This is a genomic window from Massilia sp. AB1, from assembly GCF_018119385.1.
Taxonomy (GTDB): Bacteria; Pseudomonadota; Gammaproteobacteria; order Burkholderiales; family Burkholderiaceae_D; genus Telluria.
Map to the genome: position 1 here is coordinate 25,349 of NZ_JAGKSG010000017.1, position 19,333 is coordinate 44,681.

Here is a 19,333-nt window from a genome sequence, read left to right on the forward strand (position 1 = left end):
TTCCTTCGGGTGGGGTGGTTATTCGATATCGGTATCGCTCAGGCGCACCGCCAGCGGGTGGCCGTCGGCCGCCACCAGCATTTCGGCGCGCACCGTGTCGGCGGCATTGGCCGGGTCGACCGGCATGCCCAGCGGCGCCAGGGCGGTGCGGGGCAGCTCGGCTTCGACCACGCGGGCGCCGGGTTCCTGCTCGATCCGTTCGAGCGTATCGAGGGCGATGAAGGCGGCGCCGTTGTCGATCCCGACCAGCGGCGGCGCGCCCACGGTGACGGCGCGGTGCGGCGACAGGGCCAGCAGCATCGCCACCGCGCTCAGGGAGCACAGCGCGCCGGCCGCGCCCCACTGGGGCAGCGACAGCCGCTGGTACCAGTGGCGCTTCTTCGGGAACTGGCGGGCGAAGGCCTGCATCAGTTCCTTCTCGACGCAGCGCGGCGCATCGCGGCCGGCCAGCTCGCCGCGCAGGGCCTCGAAGTGGGGCGCCAGCAGCGGTTCCAGCATGTCCTTGTCGTCGTTCATGTTCATCTCGTGTTCCTTCCTTTCAGGCCGCCGCGTGGGCGGCCGGGTGCAGGGCCTTCAGGCGCCTGGCCAGCGCCGCCCGGCCGCGCGCCAGGCGCGAGCGCACCGTGCCGATGTCGACCTGGCAGATCGCGGCGATCTCCTGGTAGGACAGCTCGTGCAGTTCGTACAGGATGACCGGGTCGCGGTAGTGCGGCGGCAGCAGGGCCAGCGCGCGGCGCACTTGCTCCGCCATTTCGTTGTCCAGCAGGCGCCCGAGCGGCTCCGCCTCCTCGCTGGCCAGTTCCAGCTCGCCTTCGTCCGCACCGTCCTCGCCGGGCTCTGGCAGCGCGCTGTGGCGCCGGCGCGGCGCTTCCCACTTCAGCACCAGGTTGCGCACGACGCCGAACAGGAAGTGCTGCAGCTGCCCGCGCAGCGGGTCGTAGCCGAAGCGCCCCGTCAGCAGGCCCATGAAGGTGTCCTGGACGATATCGGCGGCGGCGTCGCCCGAACCGCAGCGCAGCAGCGCGAAGCGGTAAAGCGGGCCCTGGTGCCGCCGGTACAGCGCCGCGAACGCGCTCGCCGCGCCGGCGTGCATCTGGCGCAGCAATTCAGCATCGGAATGGTCGGTGTGCGTGGTCATGGCGGTCATCTTTACCCGTATTCCGCCGGGGTGGCGGAAAAGTTCCAACTTTTTTCCAAAGAATGAAAAAAATGGAAGGAGAGTAAAGAAGCAGCCCGGGATGCGGGGTGGGACGCCGGAGCACTCCGGCGTCCCAGGAGGAAGGTGTGCGGTCGATCGAGCTCAGTCGATCCAGTTCACCCGGTCGAATTTCGCGCGGAATTCTTCCGGCATGGCCATGACCTCGCTGCTCTTGTAGTTGAAGAACACGAAGCCGGACTTGGCCATGGCGATCAGCTTGCGGTCGCGCGGGCGGGTGATGCGGAAGGTGATGTCGCCGCCGTATTTATTGAAGTCCATGACGCCGACTTCGAACAGCAGCTCGTCGCGGGCATGGGCTTCGGCGCGGTAGGTGGTGGCGAGGTCGGTGACGATGATGCCGGTTCCGTCGCGTTCGGTCTCGGGTACGCCGAATTCGAACAGGAAGCGCGCCCGGGCCTCGGAGATCATCGAGATCATCGAGTCGTTGCCGAGGTGGTTGGCGGCGTTGATGTCGGTGACCCTCACGGTCAGCGGCGTCGAATAATAGAACTGGTCTTCGGGGAAGTTGAGTTGTAAGCGTGCCATTTCTTCATTCTAAACTTACTGGGTGCCATTCCGCCCAATTTTATGGATGGTTCCGGAGGCCGCCACCAGGTAAAGTTCCCCTTCCGCGTCCTGGCCGAAGGAGACGACCCGTCCGATATCGGGAAGATTCCAGTCGCGCTGCTCGACGATGCCGGCGCCGGTCGCGCTAAAGCTCTTCAGGAAGCCGGTGCAGAAATCGGAATAGAAATAGCGTCCGGCCAGCTCGGGCAGGGCGCGTCCGCGGTAGACGAAGCCGCCGGTGATCGAGCAGCCGTTGGCGTCGTTGCTGCCGTGGTCGTATTCGAAGGCGGGCAGGGTGAGGCCGGCCTGGTTGCAGCTGGCCGTGTTGTAGCACAGCGTGCCCTCCATGACGTTCCAGCCATAGTTCTGTCCGCCCTGGCGGTTGTCGGCGATGTTGACTTCCTCGCGCCGGTCCTGGCCCACATCGCTCAGGTAGAGCTGGTTGCCGTCGAATGCGTAGCGCCAGGGATTGCGCAGGCCGTAGGCCCAGATCTCGGGGCGCCGGCCGCTCATGTTGACAAAGGGATTGCTGCCCGGGATCGCATAGCTTTCTGCGGGAACCGAAAGGGAGACATCGATGCGCAGCAGCTTGCCCAGCAGCGAGTTCAGGTTCTGGGCATTGCCCTGCGGGTCGCCCGCGCCGCCGCCGTCGCCTGTTCCCACATACAGGTAGCCATCCGGGCCGAAGCTCACCAGGCCGCCGAAATGATTGGTGAAGGTAGGATGCGGAATGCTGATGATCTCCAGGCCTGAAGTGGGATCGGCGATGTTGGCGCTGGCGCCGGTGGTAAAGCGCTCGACGACGATATTGCGCTGCGGGTCGGTGTAATACAGGTAGACGTAGCCATTGCGCGCGTACTGCGGGTCGAAGGCCAGCGATAGCAGGCCGCCTTCGCCCTCGGTGAGCACGCGTGCGCTGATGTCGAGGAAGGGCGTGCTCAGCACCGCGCCGTTCTGGATGATGCGCACCCGTCCCGCACGCTCGGTGACGAACAGGCGCGTGTCGCCCGGCGGCGCGCTCAGCCAGGTGGGGTTGTCGAGGTTGGTGGCGACGGTGGACAGGGCGAGCGTGAGCGCGGGACTGCCGTAGGCCACCGTCGCATTGGCGGTGGCGCCCGCGCTCACCACCGCGCTCTGCGACGCGGGCGAAGGCGTGTAGGTGGTGTTGCCGCTGGTGACGGCCGTGGCGGCCACGTTGTAGCTGCCGGGCGCCAGTCCGGTCAGGGTTTGAGTCTGGGTCAGGTCTTGGAGGTAATTATTGGGACCGGTGACGCGCATGGCGGCATTCACCCCGGATGGCAGCCCGGTCGCCGTGACCGTCAGCGAGCCCGTGGTGGCGGAGGGCGGCGTCACCGGCCCGGGCGTGCCCGCACTGCCGCCGCCACCACCGCAGGCGCCCAGCGTCGCCAGGCACAGGACGAGGAAGGGCGCCGACAAGCGCGGCAACAACAGCAGCATCCACTTGCGCATGTGTTCGAGCAGCATGTCCGCCTCCGTTGCCGAAGAATTCGCTGACACCATTGTGCCAGCGAACGCCGGCCGCCGCCGCGCACACGGCGAAGCGTGCGAACAGTGTAGCGGGATTGGCCTGGCCTTCCGTTTGACGCAGGTCGAGCGGGCAGCCGGCACTAAACACTGGCTGCGCGCTCAGCGGGTCAGGCGGTAGATCAGCAGGGCGGTGCGGATCGCGGCGCGCTCGATCGAGGCCAGCTCGACCCGCTCGGCCGGCGAGTGGGCGCCGGCGCCGCTCGCGCCCAGTCCGTCCAGGCTGTCCACATAGGGTGCGACGAACTGGATGTCGCCCGCGCCGCGCGCGGTGGCGGGCAGGGCGGTGATCGTGCCCAAGCCGGCATCGCTGCTGGCTTGCGAATAGACATCCAGCAGCTTCAGGTTGCCAGGCGTGACGGCCATCGGCGGATAGGAATCGCGGAAGCTGATGCTGGCGCTGGCGCCCGGCAGGCTTTGCGCGACGATCTCGCGCATCCTGGCTTGGGCGCGGTCGCGCTGGGCGTAGTCGAGGTAGCGCAGGTCGCTCTTCACGGTGACGGTGTTGGCGATCACATTGGTCTTGCCGGCCGCCGTGCCGCCCGCCTTGCCTTCGTAGTAGGCGACATCCGTGCCGCCCAGGATCACGCCCGGATTGAAAGTCAGGCCCGGTTCCACCACCTGCCGGCGGAAGCCGTCCAGGATGCGCGCCGCCTCGTACACGGCGCCGTAGCCGCCGGGGCCGAACACGCCCTGCGAGTGCCCCTGGCGCGCCTTGACCTCGAGGTCGAAGGAGGCGGTGGCGCGGCGCCCGACGGTGGCGGTGGCCTGGCCCTGGTCGATGACCGCGCCTTCGAAGGCGAGGGCGATGTCGCTGCGCTTGGCCAGTTCGATCATGTCGCGGCGCGACACCGAGCGCGGCTCGCCCGCGTCTTCCTCGTCGCCGGTGAACATCACGGTGATGCGGGTGTTGCCGAGCACGCCCGCGCGGTGCAGGGCGCGCAGGGCCGCCACCACCACCACATTGCCGCCCTTCATGTCGCCGACGCCCTGGCCGCGCGCATATTCTCCACCCGCGCCATCGCGTTCCCACAGCGGACCGGGCGCATCCGGTTCGAACACGGTGTCCAGGTGGCCGAGCAAGAGCAGGCGCTTGCCCTGCTTGCCTTCGCTGAGCGCTACCAGGTGGCCGGCGCGCCGCATGCCGGCCGGCATGTCGAGCCAGGCGGTGCGCATGCCGATCTGTTCGAACTCCTTCGCGAACACCTCTCCCACGGCGCGCACGCCGGCCACGTTCATGGTGCCGCTGTTGATGCGCGCGCTGCGTTCGAGCAGATCGATCGCGTCGCCGGACCAGGCGCGCACTTCGGCGACGATGCGCTGTTCGGTGGGATTCAGTTCCGCCGCATGGACCGGTGCGGCGAAGGCGGCGGCGAGCGCCAGCGTCAATACGAGCTTGCCTTGCATATCGCTTCCTGGTGAGATAAGGATATGCAACTTTACTATGAACAAGTCGTGTCCGAGGCTAGGGTAAAGCCGGCTCGCGTGTGCGGGTCTTGCTGACGACGCCGGACGGGTCGAGCAGGATCACGAATTCGGCGTAGCGTCCGCCGCCAGCGGGCGACTGGTAGACCCAGGCCTCGTAGCCGCTGTCGAAGCGCACGCTCCGGGTGGCGCCGAAAGTGGCGATCAGTTCGGCCTTGGTGGTGCGCCCCGGCACCACGCCCTGGCTCAGGCGTTCGAGCGGCGCCTGGGTGCCGGGCGGCACGGGCTGGCTGGCGCAGGCGGCCAGCAGCAGTGCACACAGCAAGGGAAGGGCCTTCATGGCGCCTCCTGCGGCGGGGCGGTCATGTACTCGAACTCGACCAGGGTGTCGTCGGGCCAGGAACGGTCCCAGATCGGCACGTAATAAGTGCGGTCAAGCATCACCTGGCAATCGCAGTATTCGAGCTCGGCCGGCGTCTGTTCGCCGCCGGCGTAGAGCATGCGGAAGGGCAGGGTTTCCACGCGCTCGCCGGCGCGCAGGGTCACGGCGAACACGGGCCGCTCGGTGAAGAACAGGTAGTTGCCGTCCGGGCTGTTGCACACCCCCTCGGGCGTGTCGAGGACATTCGAGATCCAGCCGAACAGGGGGGAACTGTTCGAGACCAGGCCCGCTTCCTTGCCGACCAGGCATTCGAGGCGCAGGTCGCCCAGGCGGCGCTTGCCCGCCGGGACGCCGGGCGACTGGATCAGGGCGCGCCAGGTCATGCTGGTGGTCTTGCGGTTGGCGAGCACGGCCGCGTCTTCGCGCAGGGCGGTGTCGTTGCGCGGCAAGACGAAGCTATTGTCTTCGCCCACCGGCACCGGGATGCTGACGCTGTCGCCGGCGATGCGCAGGGTGATGCCGCGCATGTCCACGGTACGCGAGCGCGGCAGCAGCTGGAAACGCAGGCTGGCGCCAGGCGCCAGCGCATGCTCGCGCTCGAAGCGCTCCATGCCGCGGATCATTTTTTTATAAGATTTGTCGACCGGATCGCGGGTCGACCTGACGGTGACGGTGCTGGGCTGTTGCGCCGCAAGCGCAAAGCCGACGGGACCGGCCAGGACGGCCAGTCCCAGGAGAACGACGCGGAGCAGGTTCCGCGCCATGCTGCTTACCAGTAGCGGACCCGGCCAGTGTCCATGTGGACGAACTGGGAGTCGGGATAGTAGCCGACGCCGCCGCCCTTCAGGGACATCGCGGCCTTGTGCACCATCTTGAGGTCCTTGCCCGGCAGGCGGATATCGATCGCCTTGCCGTCCATGTGCATGCTGTGCTTGGCCACGCCGTTGCTGTTGGCGTGCAGCTTGGCGTTCGATTCCGGCGAGCGGTAGCCCGAAATGATGTGCAGCTCCTTGTTGTTGTTGCCGAGCTTGCCATTCACTTCGTCGAGCAGCAGCAGCAACTGCGGATCCATCTCGGCGACCTTGTTGTTGCGGTGGTCGCGCAAGACCTTGTTGAGGTCCTTCAGCCCGTCCGGAATGAACTGGCCTTCGGCCCAGAACACGGTGCGCACCGATTCGCCGGTGTGCGTGTTATACAGGCGCAGTGTACGTTCGCCGGGGGCGGCTTGTGCCGTTTTGGCAAGTGCTGGGATGCTGAGGGTGGGCGCTGCGAGGAGGATGGAACTTTTGAGGAAGGCTCGGCGTTGCATCATCGGAGTCGGTCCTTGTGGTGGTTCGCTGAAGAAGTCCATCATACGCCGGTTGTGCTGAACGTGCAGATAAAATGAAGCAAAATGCGGCAAATAGGCTACGATATTAATGCTTTTAACAACTTTTCGGGAGATCCGCATGCCGAGTATTGAACGATTCCCAACATGGCGGGCCGTGCTGGCCGCTACCTTGCTGGCGGGCAGTACACACAGCGCCTTCGCCCAGGTCGAACCGGTCGACCAGCCGCCTGCCGCCAGGGGCTGGAAGATGGAGACCGTGGCCGAGGATCTCCCGCAACCCTGGGGCATGGCCTGGCTGCCCGACGGCCGCATCCTGGTCACCGGCAAGCAGGGCACGCTGCACCTGCTGAGCGGCAAGCAGCGCCAGGCGATCCCCATCGAAGGCCTGCCGCAGTTGTTCACGGGCGGCCAGGGCGGCCTGCTCGACATCGCGCTGCATCCCGCCGACAAGGCCAACCAGCGCGTCTACCTGACCATGGCCAGCGGCACCGCCGATGAGAACCGGACCGTGCTGGTGCAGGGCATCTTCGACGGCAAGCGCGTGCACGGCGTAAGGACCCTGTTCAGCGTGACGCCCGCCAAGAGCGGCGGCCAGCACTTCGGCTCGCGCCTGGCCTGGATGAAGGACGGCAGCTTGTTGATGAGCATCGGCGACGGCGGCAATCCGCCCCAGCGCGTGGGCAACATGCTGGCGCGCGAGCAGGCCCAGAACCTGGGCAGCCACCACGGTTCCATCCTGCGCCTGACCACCGAGGGCAAGCCGGCGCCCGGCAATCCGCTTGCAAGCAAGCAGGGCGCGCTGCCCGAGATCTGGAGCTATGGCCACCGCAATATCCAGGGCCTGGCGGTCGATCCGGTCTCGGGCCGGGTCTGGGCCAGCGAGCACGGCCCGCGCGGCGGCGACGAGATCAACCTGGTCGAAGGCGGCAAGAACTACGGCTGGCCGCTGCAGAGCTATGGCGCGGACTACAAGACGCGCGAACCGGTCGGCATGAAGGTGGTGCCGGGCATGGTGCAGCCGCTGGTGGTCTGGGTGCCGTCGCCCGCGCCCTCGGGCCTGGTGGTGTATACCGGCAAGGCCTTCCCGCAATGGCAGGGCAGCCTGTTCAGCGGCAGCCTGGCGGGCGAGGACATCCGCCGCGTGGCGCTCGATGCGGATGGCAAGCCGATCCGGCAGGAAAAGCTGGATATCGGCAAGCGCGTGCGCGACGTGCGCCAGGGGCCGGACGGCTACCTGTATGCGCTGACCGACGAAGCCAGCGGCAAGCTGCTGCGCATCGTTCCCCGATAAACGTCCTGCCGGTGGATGCCGGGCGCATGGAGTTCCGCTCCATGCGCTTTTTTCTTTGTTGCCAGACTGAAAACTGCCTAGAATGCCGAAGCCGCGCGTAAAGCGCAGGTCTTCCCTTTCTCGTCCTTCCCATTGGAGGAGCAGTATGGCAGTCACCGTTCGTCGCAGTATCCGCCTGGCCGCAGCGCTCGCGCTGGCCCTGGGCGGCAGCTCCCTGCAGGCCGCGCCGGCCAAGCCGGCCCCGGCCCCAGACATCCCGATCCCGAACATCCCCTACACCAAGTTCACGCTCAAGAACGGGCTGACGGTGCTGGTGCACGAAGACCACAAGACCCCGGTGGTGGCGATCAACACCTGGTACCACGTGGGCTCGAAGAACGAGAAGCCCGGCAAGACCGGCTTCGCGCACCTGTTCGAGCACCTGATGTTCAGCGGCAGCGACAACTTCAACAAGACCTACCTGAACGCGATGGAGCGCATCGGGGCGACCGACCTGAACGGCACCACCAACACCGACCGCACTAACTACTTCCAAAACGTGCCGACCTCGATGCTGGACTATGCGTTGTTCGCCGAGAGCGACCGCATGGGCCACCTGCTGGGCACCGTGGACCAGCAGAAGCTCGACCTGCAGCGCGGCGTGGTCCAGAACGAGAAGCGCCAGCGCGAGAACCAGCCCTACGGCATCGCCTACGAGCTGCTGGTGACCAACACCTACCCGGCCGGCCACCCGTATTCCTGGACCGTGATCGGCAAGATGGAAGACCTGGACGCGGCCTCGATGACGGACGTGCGCGACTGGTTCAAGACCAACTACGGTCCCAACAACACCGTGCTGGTGCTGTCGGGCGACATCACGCCCGAGGAGGCGCGCCGCAAGGTGGAGCAGTACTACGGCGCCATCCCGCCGGGCCCGCCGCTGGCCAAGCATGAAACCTGGGTGGCCAAGCGCACCGGCACCCACCGCACGGTGGCCCAGGACCGCGTGCCGCAGTCGCGCATCTACCGCACCTGGAATGTGCCGGCCGCGCACACCCCGGAAGAAGTCCAGCTCGACCTGGGCGCCCACATCCTGGGCGGCGGCAAGACCTCGCGCCTGTACAAGCGCCTGGTCTACAAGGACCAGCTGGCCACCAGCGCCAGCGCCAGCGACTCCACCTCCGAGATCGGCGGCCAGTTCGACGTGACGCTCACCGCCAGGCCGGGCGCCGACGTCAGGAAGATGGAGCAGGCGGCCGACGAGGAACTGCGCGCGCTGCTGAAGAACGGCCCCACGGCGGAAGAACTGCGCCTGGCCAAGACCTCGATCCTGGCCCACTACACGCGCATGATCGAGCGCGTCGGCGGCTTCGGCGGCAAGAGCGACCTGCTGGCCTCGTGCGAGACCTATACCGGCAATCCGGACTGCTACAAGGTCTACCTGCAGCGCATCAAGGACGCCACCCCGGCCTCGGTCCAGAAGGCCATGAACGACTGGCTGAGCGACGGCGACTTCGTCCTGCAGATCGACCCTTACCCGACCACCCTGGTGGCCACGCCGTCGACCCTGGACCGCAGCAAGGAGCCGGCGCTGGGCAAGCCGATGTCGCTCAAGCTGCCCGCCATGCAGAAGACCACCCTGTCGAATGGCCTGAAAGTGGTGCTGGCCGAGCGCCATGAGGCGCCGGTGGTGAACCTGCAGCTGCTGGTCGACAGCGGCTACGCCTCGGACGCCAAGGACATGCCGGGCGTGGCCAGCCTGGCCCTGCGCATGCTGGAAGAAGGCACCCCGACCCGCCAGTCGCTGAAGATCAGCGAGGAGCTGGAAAGCCTGGGCGCCACCTTCAATACCGGCACCAACCTGGACGGCGCCACCGTCAGCATGAACACGCTCAAGGCCACCATGCCGCGGGCGCTGGACCTGTACGCCGACCTGGTCCTGCATCCGGCCTTCCCGCAGAACGAGTTCGCACGCCTGCAGCAGGACCGCCTGGCCGCGATCGCGCGCGAGAAATCGGTGCCCCAGCTGACCGCGATGCGGGTGCTGCCTGGCCTCTTGTACGGCAAGGACCACGTCTACGCCCACCCGCTCACCGGCAGCGGCACCGAGGCAGCGGTCAAGCGCATGACCCGCGCCGACCTGGCGAAGTACCACGCCACCTGGTTCAAGCCGAACAACGCCACCCTGCTGGTGGTGGGCGACACCAACCTGGCCGAGATCAAGCCGCTGCTCGAGAAGGCCTTCGCTTCATGGAAGCCGGGCGAGGTGCCGAAGAAGGTCATCGCGCCGGTCCAGGCGCCGGCCAAGAGCCTGGTCTACCTGGTCGACCGCCCGGGCGCGCTGCAGAGCGTGATCGTCGGCGCCCAGCTGGCCCCGCCGCGCAACAGCCCCGAGGCAGTTCCGCTGGAGATGGTCAATGACGTGTTCGGCGGCACCTTCAGCTCGCGCATCAACATGAACCTGCGCGAAGACAAGCACTGGTCGTATGGCGTGCGCAGCTCGCTGCATCCGGCCATCGGCCAGCGTCCCTTCATGAGCGTCTCGCCGGTGCAGACCGACAAGACCCAGGACGCGCTGAAGGAGCTGGTGCGCGAGTACCGCGACATCGCCGGCGGCAAGCCGATCGGCGCCGCGGAACTGAAGGATGCGCTGGACAACAACACGCTGGGCCTGCCGGGCCGCTTCGAGACCGCAGGCCAGCTGGCCGGCGCTTACTCGACCATCCTGCAGTATGGCTTGCCGGAGGACTACTACAACACCTTCACCGAGAAGGCGCTGTCCCTGACCCCGGCCCAGGCCAATAACCTGGCCGCGCGCAGCTTCACGCCGGACCACCTGGTGTGGGTGGTGGTCGGCGACATGAGCAAGGTCGAATCCGGCATCCGCGCCCTGAACCTGGGTGAAGTGCGCAAGATCGATGCGGACGGCAACCCGGTGCAGTAAAGCGAACCGCCCTTACCGGTCGAGCGACTGGAACAGGGCGGTGGCCACGGCGGCCATGTCGTCCTGCGCCATGTCCGCGTTGTTCAGCAAGACCACGGCCCGGCCATCCGCCGGGTCGTAGGCGACCAGGCTCTTGTAGCCGCCGAAGGCGCCCGCTTCCCATGCCAGGGAACGGGCGCCTTTGTCCGTCGCGAGGGGACGCACCCGTCCGCCCAGGGCGTAGTGTTCCGCCGCGTCGTGCACGGTCGACAGGGCGCGCAGGCTGCTCTCCGACAGCAGCTTGTTGCGGTAGACGGCGTCCATCAGGTCGACCAGGTCGCGCGCGGTGCTGTAGACGGTGCCGTTGGCGGCCAGCATGGGCGCGGCGGGCGGCGACTTGCGCTTGCCGTCGGCGCCGTAGCCGACCGCCATGCCGACGCTGTCCTCGTAGCCGGTCGCGGCGAAGCTGGTGTCGCGCACGCCGGCAGGGGCGAATACCTGTTCCTCCACCACTTCCGTGAACGGTTTCTTCATCGCGCGCTCGACCACCGCCGCCGCCAGCAGGTAATTGGTGCCCGAGTACTCGAAGCGCTCGCCCGGCGCGAAGCCCGGCGCGCCCGCGCCGAAACGCAGCGCGGCCTGCACCGGGCCGATCTCCAGGCCCTCGACCTTGCTGTCCTTGCGCATCGCCTCGGACAAGCCGTTCGGGATGCCGCTGCGGTGCGAGAGCAGCTGGCGCAGCGTCACCGCGCCGTTCGGCGCCGGCAGTTCCGGCAGGTGGCGGGCGATCGGCGCATCCAGCTCCAGCTTGCCCAGCTCGGCCAGGCGCAGCACGGTGACGGCGGTGATCCACTTGGTGGAGGAGCCGATCATGAAGCGCGTGTCCCTGGTGTTGGCCTGCGCTTCTTCGCGCAGGGCCTGGCCGCGCGCGCTGACGACCAGGGGCGAGGCCGCGTCCTTGCGCACGGCGGCCACGCCGCTGTAGCTGGCGGGCAGGTGCCGGTCGATCAGGGGCTGCGTCGTGGCGGTGGCGAGCAAGGTGCAGCCGGACAGCAGGCCGAGCGTGGCGGAGAGCAGCAGGGAGGCAAACAGGCGAGGATGGAAAACGCGCATCATGGCTCCAGGTTGGTAGGCAAAACCGCATTGTAGGACGGCGCGCGCAAAGCCGGCGCGTGCGCCCCCGGCATCCGGATTGGTGAATACTGCCGGCAGGAGGCTACCATGGACGAACACGCATTCGACCCGGCGCGCACCGCCCTGGTCCTGATCGACTTGCAAAACAGCAACGTCAGCCGCCAGCTGGCGCCCTACAGCGCCGAGCAGACGGTCGGCAACTGCGTCCTGCTGGCCCAGGAAATGCGCGGGCGCGGCGCAATGGTCATTTATGTGCACGTGCTGGTCAACGAGCTGCCGGCGCCGCTTGCCGACATGCCGATGCGTCCGCCGGGGGCGCCGGCGGCGCCGCCGGACGCCTCGCGCCTGGCGCCCACGTCCGGGATCGAGGCCCAGGACACCGTAATCACCAAGCGCCAGTGGGGCGCCTTCTACGGGACCGAACTCGACCAGCTGCTGCGGCGGCGCGGCATCAGCACCCTGGTGCTGGGCGGCATCGCTACGAATTTCGGCGTGGAATCGACGGCGCGCGCGGCCTTCGACCGCGGCTATGCGCTGGTGTTCGCGGAGGACGCGATGAGCAGCTTCGAGGCCGAGGCCCACGCTTTCGCCTGCCGCACGATCTTCCCGCGCATGGGCAGGGTGCGCTCGACGCGCACCCTGATCGACATGCTGCAGGCGGGGACGGGCGACGCCTAGCCCGCGCGCTGGAGCTCCGCCGTGATCTCGTAGGAGCGCAGGCGCGCCGCGTGGTCGAAGATCTGCGAGGTGATCATCAGCTCGTCCGGGCGGGTGCGCGCGATGAAGGCCTGCAGCTGTTCCTTCACCGAGGCCGGCGAACCGATGGCCGAGCAGGACAGCACGCTGTCGAGCATCATGCGTTCAGGCAAGTCCAGGCTCTCGTAGTAGCCGGCCTTGGGCGGCTTGAGCCGGCCCGGACGGCCGCTGCGCAGGTTCACGAAGGCCTGCTGCATCGAGGTCGCCAGCAGCTGGGCTTCGGCATCGCTGTCGGCGGCGAACACGTTGAAGCCAAGCATCACATAGGGCCGGGCCAGCTTGGCCGAGGGGCGGAAGTTGGCCCGGTACAGCTCGATCGCCTGCATCATCATTTGCGGGGCAAAATGCGAGGCGAAGGCGTAGGGCAGGCCGAGCTGGGCGGCAAGCTGGGCCCCGAACAGGCTCGAACCGAGGATCCACAGCGGCACGTCCAGGCCTTCGCCGGGCACCGCGCGCACCGGGCCGCGGGTCGAGCCGGCGAAATAATCCATCAGCTCCACCACGTCCTGCGGGAACTCGTCGGCATCCGAGGCCAGGTTGCGGCGCAGGGCGCGCGCGGTCACGTGGTCCGAGCCGGGCGCGCGGCCCAGGCCCAGGTCGATGCGTCCCGGGAACAGCGCCTCGAGCGTGCCGAACTGCTCGGCGATCACCAGCGGCGAATGGTTGGGCAGCATGATGCCGCCCGCGCCGACCCGGATGCGTTCGGTGCCGGCCGCCACATGGCCGATCAGCACCGCGGTGGCGGCGCTGGCGATGCCCGGCATGCCATGATGTTCCGCCAGCCAGAAGCGCTGGTAGCCCCAGCGTTCGCCATGCTGGGCGAGGTCGAGGGAGCGGTGGAAGGAGGTGGCCGCATCGCTGCCTTCGGCGATGGGCGACAGGTCGAGGATCGAGAAAGGAATCATGGGGGCATGATACGCCGATGCACATTTTCGCGTGCGCGCTGGTCCGTTTTCGCAGGGCGGCCTTGCCGGGGCGTAAAGATTGACCCTCGCCAGGCCCATCCTTATGATGGCTGGGTAATGACGCCGGGCAATCTGCCCTCGTCCTGGACCTGCCCGCGAGCCTGCCATGTTCCGATTTCCGCGCCCAACCATCCTTGCCGCGCTCTTTGCCGCGCTCTTTGCTGCGCTCTGCGCCGCAGGCTGCGCCACCACGCCTGCAGGGAACCCGTCCGCCATGCTGGCCGAACAGCGTTTTGACGGGGGCCGCCTGGCGGCCATCGACCGCGCCGTGAACGAGGCGGTGGCGGCGCGCAAGCTGCCGGGCGCGGTGTTCCGCCTCGAGCGCGAGGGCGCCGTCTACGAACGCGGCTACGGCAAGACCAGCTACGAGGCGGACGCCGTGCCGGTCACGCCCGACACCATCTTCGACGCCGCCTCGCTGACCAAGGTGCTCGTCACGGCGCCCGCGGTGCTGATGCTGGCCGAGGAGGGCCGCATCGCGCTCGACGCACCCCTGGTGCGCTATTTCCCGGAGTGCGCCGGCGGCGGCAAGGATGCGATCACCGTGCGCCACCTGCTGAGCCATACCTCGGGCCTGGCCTCGGGACTGCCGGCCAAGCCCGGCTGGCGCGGCGACGACAGCGCCCACGCGCTCGCCTGCGCCCAGCAGACCACCCATCCGCCGGGAAGCTTCTTCCGCTACTCGGACATCAATTACGTGCTGCTGGGCCAGCTGGTGCGGCGCGTGTCCGGCATGCCGCTGCACGAGTTCGCGCAGCGCCGCATCTTCACGCCCTTGGGCATGAGCGACACCGGCTATTTGCCGCTGGCGCGCGTGTCCGCGGCGGCGATCGCGCCGACCCAGAAGGGCGGTCCCGAGGGCTTGCATGGCGATCTCGCGCCGGGCCGGCTGCTGCAGGGCGTGGTGCACGACCCGACCGTGCGCCGCATGGGCGGCGTGGCCGGCTCGGCCGGGGTGTTCTCGACCGCGCGCGACATCGCGCGCTTCGCCCGCATGCTGCTGAACGGCGGCGAGCTGGACGGCGTGCGCGTGCTCGGCAAGGACAGCGTGCGCCTGCTGACCACGGCGCAGACGCCGCCCGGCATCGACGCGCTGCGCGGGCTGGGCATGGACATCGATTCGCCCTACGCCAAGCGTCCGCGCGGCAATGTATATCCGATCGGCAGCTACGGCCACACCGGCTTCACCGGCTGCATCCTGTGGATCGATCCTGTGTCGCGCAGCTTCTACGTGTTCCTGTCGAACCGCGTCTACCCTGACGACAAGAGCAATATCCTGCACCTGTACACCGAGCTCGGCACGCTGGCGGCGCAGGCCTCCGCCGGCCCCGCTTTGCGGTAACAGACAGTCATTGCCATTCGGCTACCGTGCGCTCCTTTTGAGTCGGCCTCACTAAACTCGGCCCCACTGCGATATCTCATTGATATTGCTGAGATTTTTTGAGCCCCGGAAAATATTAGGAGATCGACATGAAAATGAATAAGCTTCTGAAAGGCCTGCTGGGCGCATCCGTCGCCGCCGCCATGTTCGGCGCCACCGCCGTCCAGGCGCAATCGACCGCCACGACCGGCCAGACCACGGCGACCGGCTCCCAGAGCACGGGTTCCCAAAGCGGCAGCAGCATGAACGACCAGAGCAGCGGCAGCTCGTCCGCGAGCGCCACCGGCAGCTCGCAGGGCCAGGACCGGATGGACAAGAAAGACAAGAAGCACAAGAAGCACATGAAGAGCGGCGCCCACAGCGGCCATGACACCAGCGGCTCGTCCAGCACCTCGGGCACCACCAGCGGCGCCAGCGACATGGGCAGCACCAGCGGTTCCAGCAGCACCGGCACGACCAGCGGCTACAGCGGTTCGAGCGGCATGAGCGGCAGCAGCTCGGGCGTCGAGGCCGGCCGTACCGCGACCGGCAATTCCAGCGAGCCGGAAACCCGTTCCAGCGGTTCGATGGGGACCAGTGGTTCCAGCGGATCGAGCGGCTCCAGCGGCTCGATGGGTACCGGCACGGGCACGACCAGCGGTTCGATGGGCACCGGCACTAGCGGTTCGATGGGGACGGGTACCAGCGGCTCGAGCGGCACCGGCGCGACCGGCACCAGCAGCGGCTCGATGGGCACCGGCGCAACCGGCACTGGCTCTAGCGGCACCGGTACTGGCACCACCGGCACCGGTACTGGCACCACCGGCACCGGTACCACCACCCCAACCACCGGCACCACCGGCCGCGGCTACTGATTCAGGCGCGTTCCCAGGCAGGACCACGGCGGCTGCGGCCGCCGTCGTGACACCGGGCCCCAGCCCGGCGTCGTCGTTTACGGCAGGTTCAGGCGGCGACCTCGCGGACCAGCAGCCGCGCAGGCTGGGTGCGTAGCGTCGCGCCCGCGTCCTGTGTTTCGAGACGGAAGCCCCCGACCAAGCTGGCGAGGGCTTGGGCCTGCTCGTGCAAGGCATCCGATGCGGCTGCCGCTTCCTCCACTAGCGCAGCGTTCTGCTGGGTCGCCTGGTCCATCTGCGCCACAGCCTGGCTGACCTGCCCGATGCCGGCGGATTGTTCGCTGCTGGCGGCGGCGATCTCGGCCATGATGCCGGCCACGCGCCCGATGCTGCCGACGATCTCGTCCATCGTGGTTCCGGCTTCGCGCACCAGGCGGCTGCCTTCCTCGACCCTGCCGGCCGAATCGCCGATCAGGATCTTGATCTCCTTGGCGGCACCCGCCGAGCGCTGGGCCAGCGCGCGCACTTCCGAAGCGACGACGGCGAAGCCGCGTCCCTGTTCGCCGGCGCGCGCCGCCTCGACGGCGGCGTTCAGCGCCAGGATATTGGTTTGGAAGGCAATGCCGTCGATAACCGAGACGATGTCGTTGATGCGCTGCGAGGCGGCGCTGATATCGTCCATGGTGGCGACCACTTTCTCCACGGTGGAGCCGCCGCGTGCGGCAATGGCCGAGGCGTCCAGCGCCAGCGTGTTGGCGCGGTTGGCATGCTCGGCGTTCTGCTTCACGGTCGCGGTCAGTTCTTCCATCGAGGACGCGGTTTCTTCCAGCGCGCTGGCCTGCTGTTCGGTGCGCGCAGACAATTCGAGGTTGCCGCCGGCAATCTGGTGCGCGGCGCTGGCGATGGTATCCGTGCCGTGGCGCACCTGGCCGACGATGCCGCGCAAGTGAGCGTTCATGTCTTTGAGCGCCTGCATCAGCCGCCCGGTCTCGTTGTCCGAGGACACAGCGATTTCGCTGCCCAGGTCGCCTTGCGCGACGGTCCTGGCGACACGCAGCGCTTCCCGCAGCGGCACGGTGATGGCGCGTGCGATCAGCCAGGCGAAGGCGGCGCCGGTGCACAGCGCCGCCGCCGTCAGCGCCAACTGCACCTGGCGGCTGGTCGCGAAGCCGTCGTCGATGGCGGCGGCCTGCGCGGCCACTACCCGTTTCTGGTGCTCGACGAGCGCGTCCAGGCTGCCGACGTACTCGTTCACGCGCGGCAGCATGTCGGTCTCGAAGAAGCTCGCTGCTGCTTCCAGCTCGCCGCCGGCCTTCTGCTTGAAGGCTTGCTGTCGCGCGTTGCGGTAGGCCTCGCGCGCCGCGACCACGCGCTCGAACAGGCGCATGCCTTCCGGATCGCCGTCCAGGGATTCCTTGATCGCTTTCTGGAACGCGTCGGCGCGCTTCGAGGACGCGGCGACGGCGTCGAGGAAGAATTTGTCGGCGGCCGGGTCGGTGGACTTGGCCACGGCGATGGTGCGCGCCGCGTTGACTTCGATGACGCCTTTCCACTCCTGCAGCATGCTGGCCTTGCGCACACCGTCGCCAGTAAGTTCGCGGGTCATGCCGCCGATCGCGTGCATTTTCGCCAGGCCGACGCCGACCAGTAGCAGCATCAGTGTCAACACTGCTCCGAAACCCAGCGAGAGCAGGGGACCGATCTTCATCTTGTGGAGTGTCATCGCGGATTCCTCTGTTGCATCGGGCGCGCAACTGAGCGCGACCTCATGTGCGAGTATCCGCATTTAGAAGAAACTGTCTATTTCTTCCTGTCTATTTTGCGCACAAACAACGTTTCTTTATAGAAGAGATAACGTCAAGCGGGGCCAGCTTCGCAGCGACGCGAGGGGGCGATGCAAAGAAGGAAACAGCACAGTACGGGACGTGGCCGCCGGCGCGGCCACGTCCGTCGCTCAGCGCAGCGGGCGGCGCACCCCGCCGCGCGGCGCATCCGGCCGCGGCGCCGGTTCGACCGCCAGCTCCACCTTCTCGAGCGGCGTCGGCGCCGGGCCGTGCAGCACATTGCCTTCGGTGTCGAAGCGCGAGGCGTGGCAGGGGCAGTCCCAGGAGCGCTCGGCCGAATTCCAGTGCACCGCGCAGCCCAGGTGGGTGCACTTGGCCGAGACCGCGTGCAGGGCGCCGCCCGGATCGCGGTAGACGGCGATGCGGCGCAGGCCGTCGCGCACTACCGCGCCCTCGCCGGCCGGGATCTCCTGCACCGAGTCGACGTCGCCGCCGGTCAGCCAGTCGCCGTAGCGGGCCATGACATTAGCCTGCTCGGAAGCGAAGTCGCCCAGGCCATGCACCGGCTTGCGCGCCGGGTCGTAGAGCGCGCTCCAGGGATTGGGGCGGCCCATGATCAGGTCCGTCACCAGCATGGCGCCGATGGTGCAGTGGGTCATGCCGTTGCCGGAGTCGCCGGTGATCACGTAGACGTTGTCGTCGTCCATCGGATTGCGTCCCAGGTAGGCCATCCCGTCCGAGGGCTCCATCACCTCGCCCGACCAGCGGTACAGCGTTTCCTGGGCCATCGGGAAGCGTTCGCGCGCCCAGCGCTCGATCTCGTCGTAGCGGTGTTCGGGATGGTCGTCCTGGCCCACCTTGTGGTCGGCGCCGCCGACGATCAGCACGTCGTGCCCGCGCGCGCTGTCCGGCGTTTCCAGGCGGATGTAGTAGTAGGGATCGCCCGTATCCCACAGCAGGATGCGCGGCACCGTCCCGCGCGGCACGCGCAGGCCCACCACATAGGTGCGGTAGCCGGCCTGCTTGGTGTGCATCACGACCCGGTCGTTGAACGGGGTGTGGGTGGCCACCACCACCGCCTGGGCGCGGATCTCGCCGCCGGCGGTCGAGACGGCCTGGCGCTGGTGGTCGCCGCGGATGCGGTGCGCATGGGTGCCGCCGTAGATCCTGCCGCCCCTGGCGGCGAAGGCGCGCGCCAGCCCATCGAGGTATTTCAGCGGATGGAACTGGGCCTGGTTGGCGTAGCGCACGCAGGGCCCGGTGTCGAAAGGCAGTCCCGGCACGCGCGCCAGGAGTTCGGCCTGGACGCCGGTGCGGGCCGCGCAGGCCTGTTCCTTGCCGAGGTCGTGGGTGCCTTTCATCCCGTTTCCCGGCAGGGCGTACAGGTAGCCGTCGACGCGCTCGAACTCGCAGCCGATGCCCTCGTCGCGCACGATGGATTCCACCATGTCGATGGAGCGCGCATAGCTGTCGGCCACCAGGCGCGCCTGGGCCGCGCCGAACTTGTCCTCGATGAAGCCATACCATTCGTCGGGCGGAAACAGGTGGGCGGTGGTGCGCCCGGTCTCGCCGGCGCCGATACCGAGGGCGTCGATCAGCACTACCTCGCGTCCCTCGCGCGCGAGCAGGTAGGCCGTGGTCAGTCCGGCGATGCCGGCGCCGATGACGCATACCTGGGTGTCGATGTCCCCTTGCAGGGGCGGGAAGACGGGCACCGAAGCGGTGTCCATCCATACCGAAGTGGAACTGCCATTGGTCGCTCCGATCATGCTGGCCTCCGTATCGTCATGGTGGAGCCAAGTCTACTGCGATGGCGGATGGGCTGGAGCACGATGGCGTG

Annotated in this window: 17 protein-coding genes; 5 read left to right on the forward strand and 12 right to left on the reverse strand. The window is 67.9% G+C overall.

Features of this window, described 5'->3' with window-relative positions:
* Positions 1–18: 18 nt before the first annotated feature.
* The 8 genes from J8847_RS11835 to J8847_RS11870 form a co-directional block, all read right to left on the reverse strand.
* Positions 19–522 (reverse strand): hypothetical protein, encoded by a 504-nt coding sequence (locus J8847_RS11835; RefSeq protein ID WP_229429706.1) that lies wholly within the window; start codon positions 520–522, stop codon positions 19–21.
* 16 nt (positions 523–538) lie between these two features.
* Entirely contained in the window at positions 539–1,138 is a 600-nt protein-coding gene (locus J8847_RS11840; protein ID WP_229429707.1) for an RNA polymerase sigma factor, read from the reverse strand.
* A gap of 162 nt (positions 1,139–1,300) precedes the next feature.
* Positions 1,301–1,744, reverse strand: a complete 444-nt coding sequence (locus J8847_RS11845) for a thioesterase family protein (protein ID WP_211524911.1) — start codon at positions 1,742–1,744, stop codon at positions 1,301–1,303.
* A 15-nt stretch (positions 1,745–1,759) separates the two neighbouring features.
* A complete protein-coding gene (locus tag J8847_RS11850; protein WP_211524912.1) occupies positions 1,760–3,250 on the reverse strand; it encodes a sorbosone dehydrogenase family protein in 1,491 nt (496 codons plus the stop codon).
* A gap of 162 nt (positions 3,251–3,412) precedes the next feature.
* Complete coding sequence (locus tag J8847_RS11855; RefSeq protein WP_211524913.1) at positions 3,413–4,717, reverse strand: M20/M25/M40 family metallo-hydrolase; 1,305 nt, start codon at positions 4,715–4,717, stop codon at positions 3,413–3,415.
* A gap of 58 nt (positions 4,718–4,775) precedes the next feature.
* Positions 4,776–5,075, reverse strand: coding sequence for a hypothetical protein (locus tag J8847_RS11860; RefSeq protein ID WP_211524914.1), 300 nt, complete (start codon positions 5,073–5,075; stop codon positions 4,776–4,778).
* Entirely contained in the window at positions 5,072–5,881 is an 810-nt protein-coding gene (locus J8847_RS11865; RefSeq protein ID WP_211524915.1) for a hypothetical protein, read from the reverse strand. Before J8847_RS11865 ends, J8847_RS11860 begins: the two co-directional genes overlap by 4 nt.
* A 5-nt stretch (positions 5,882–5,886) precedes the next feature.
* A complete protein-coding gene (locus tag J8847_RS11870; protein ID WP_211524916.1) occupies positions 5,887–6,429 on the reverse strand; it encodes a DUF882 domain-containing protein in 543 nt (180 codons plus the stop codon).
* Between the two features lie 136 nt (positions 6,430–6,565).
* Between J8847_RS11870 and J8847_RS11875 the strand changes: the two genes are divergently transcribed.
* Together J8847_RS11875 and J8847_RS11880 are read left to right on the forward strand one after the other, a co-directional pair.
* Positions 6,566–7,738 (forward strand): PQQ-dependent sugar dehydrogenase, encoded by a 1,173-nt coding sequence (locus J8847_RS11875; protein ID WP_211524917.1) that lies wholly within the window; start codon positions 6,566–6,568, stop codon positions 7,736–7,738.
* A gap of 145 nt (positions 7,739–7,883) precedes the next feature.
* Positions 7,884–10,661, forward strand: coding sequence for a pitrilysin family protein (locus J8847_RS11880; RefSeq protein ID WP_211524918.1), 2,778 nt, complete (start codon positions 7,884–7,886; stop codon positions 10,659–10,661).
* Positions 10,662–10,673: 12 nt separating this feature from the next.
* On the opposite strand, the gene J8847_RS11885 is transcribed toward J8847_RS11880, so the two are convergent.
* A complete protein-coding gene (locus J8847_RS11885) occupies positions 10,674–11,756 on the reverse strand; it encodes a serine hydrolase (protein ID WP_211524919.1) in 1,083 nt (360 codons plus the stop codon).
* Positions 11,757–11,861: 105 nt separating this feature from the next.
* On the opposite strand from J8847_RS11885, the gene J8847_RS11890 reads away from it, so the two are divergent.
* Entirely contained in the window at positions 11,862–12,452 is a 591-nt protein-coding gene (locus tag J8847_RS11890; RefSeq protein WP_211524920.1) for an isochorismatase family protein, read from the forward strand.
* On the opposite strand, the gene J8847_RS11895 is transcribed toward J8847_RS11890, so the two are convergent.
* The gene (locus tag J8847_RS11895) at positions 12,449–13,435 is read right to left on the reverse strand and encodes an LLM class flavin-dependent oxidoreductase (protein WP_211524921.1); all 987 of its coding nucleotides are present in this window, start codon (positions 13,433–13,435) and stop codon (positions 12,449–12,451) included. The two genes, J8847_RS11890 and J8847_RS11895, sit on opposite strands and share 4 nt — an antisense overlap.
* 166 nt (positions 13,436–13,601) lie before the next feature.
* On the opposite strand from J8847_RS11895, the gene J8847_RS11900 reads away from it, so the two are divergent.
* Both J8847_RS11900 and J8847_RS11905 read left to right on the forward strand, forming a co-directional pair.
* Entirely contained in the window at positions 13,602–14,837 is a 1,236-nt protein-coding gene (locus J8847_RS11900; protein WP_229512747.1) for a serine hydrolase, read from the forward strand.
* A gap of 128 nt (positions 14,838–14,965) precedes the next feature.
* A complete protein-coding gene (locus tag J8847_RS11905) occupies positions 14,966–15,730 on the forward strand; it encodes a hypothetical protein (protein WP_211524922.1) in 765 nt (254 codons plus the stop codon).
* Positions 15,731–15,818: 88 nt separating this feature from the next.
* Here the strand turns inward: J8847_RS11905 and J8847_RS24435 are convergent, their stop codons facing one another.
* The gene (locus J8847_RS24435) at positions 15,819–17,432 is read right to left on the reverse strand and encodes a methyl-accepting chemotaxis protein (protein ID WP_307727514.1); all 1,614 of its coding nucleotides are present in this window, start codon (positions 17,430–17,432) and stop codon (positions 15,819–15,821) included.
* Between the two features lie 231 nt (positions 17,433–17,663).
* The gene (locus J8847_RS11915) at positions 17,664–19,262 is read right to left on the reverse strand and encodes an FAD-dependent oxidoreductase (protein ID WP_211524923.1); all 1,599 of its coding nucleotides are present in this window, start codon (positions 19,260–19,262) and stop codon (positions 17,664–17,666) included.
* Positions 19,263–19,333: the final 71 nt, after the last annotated feature.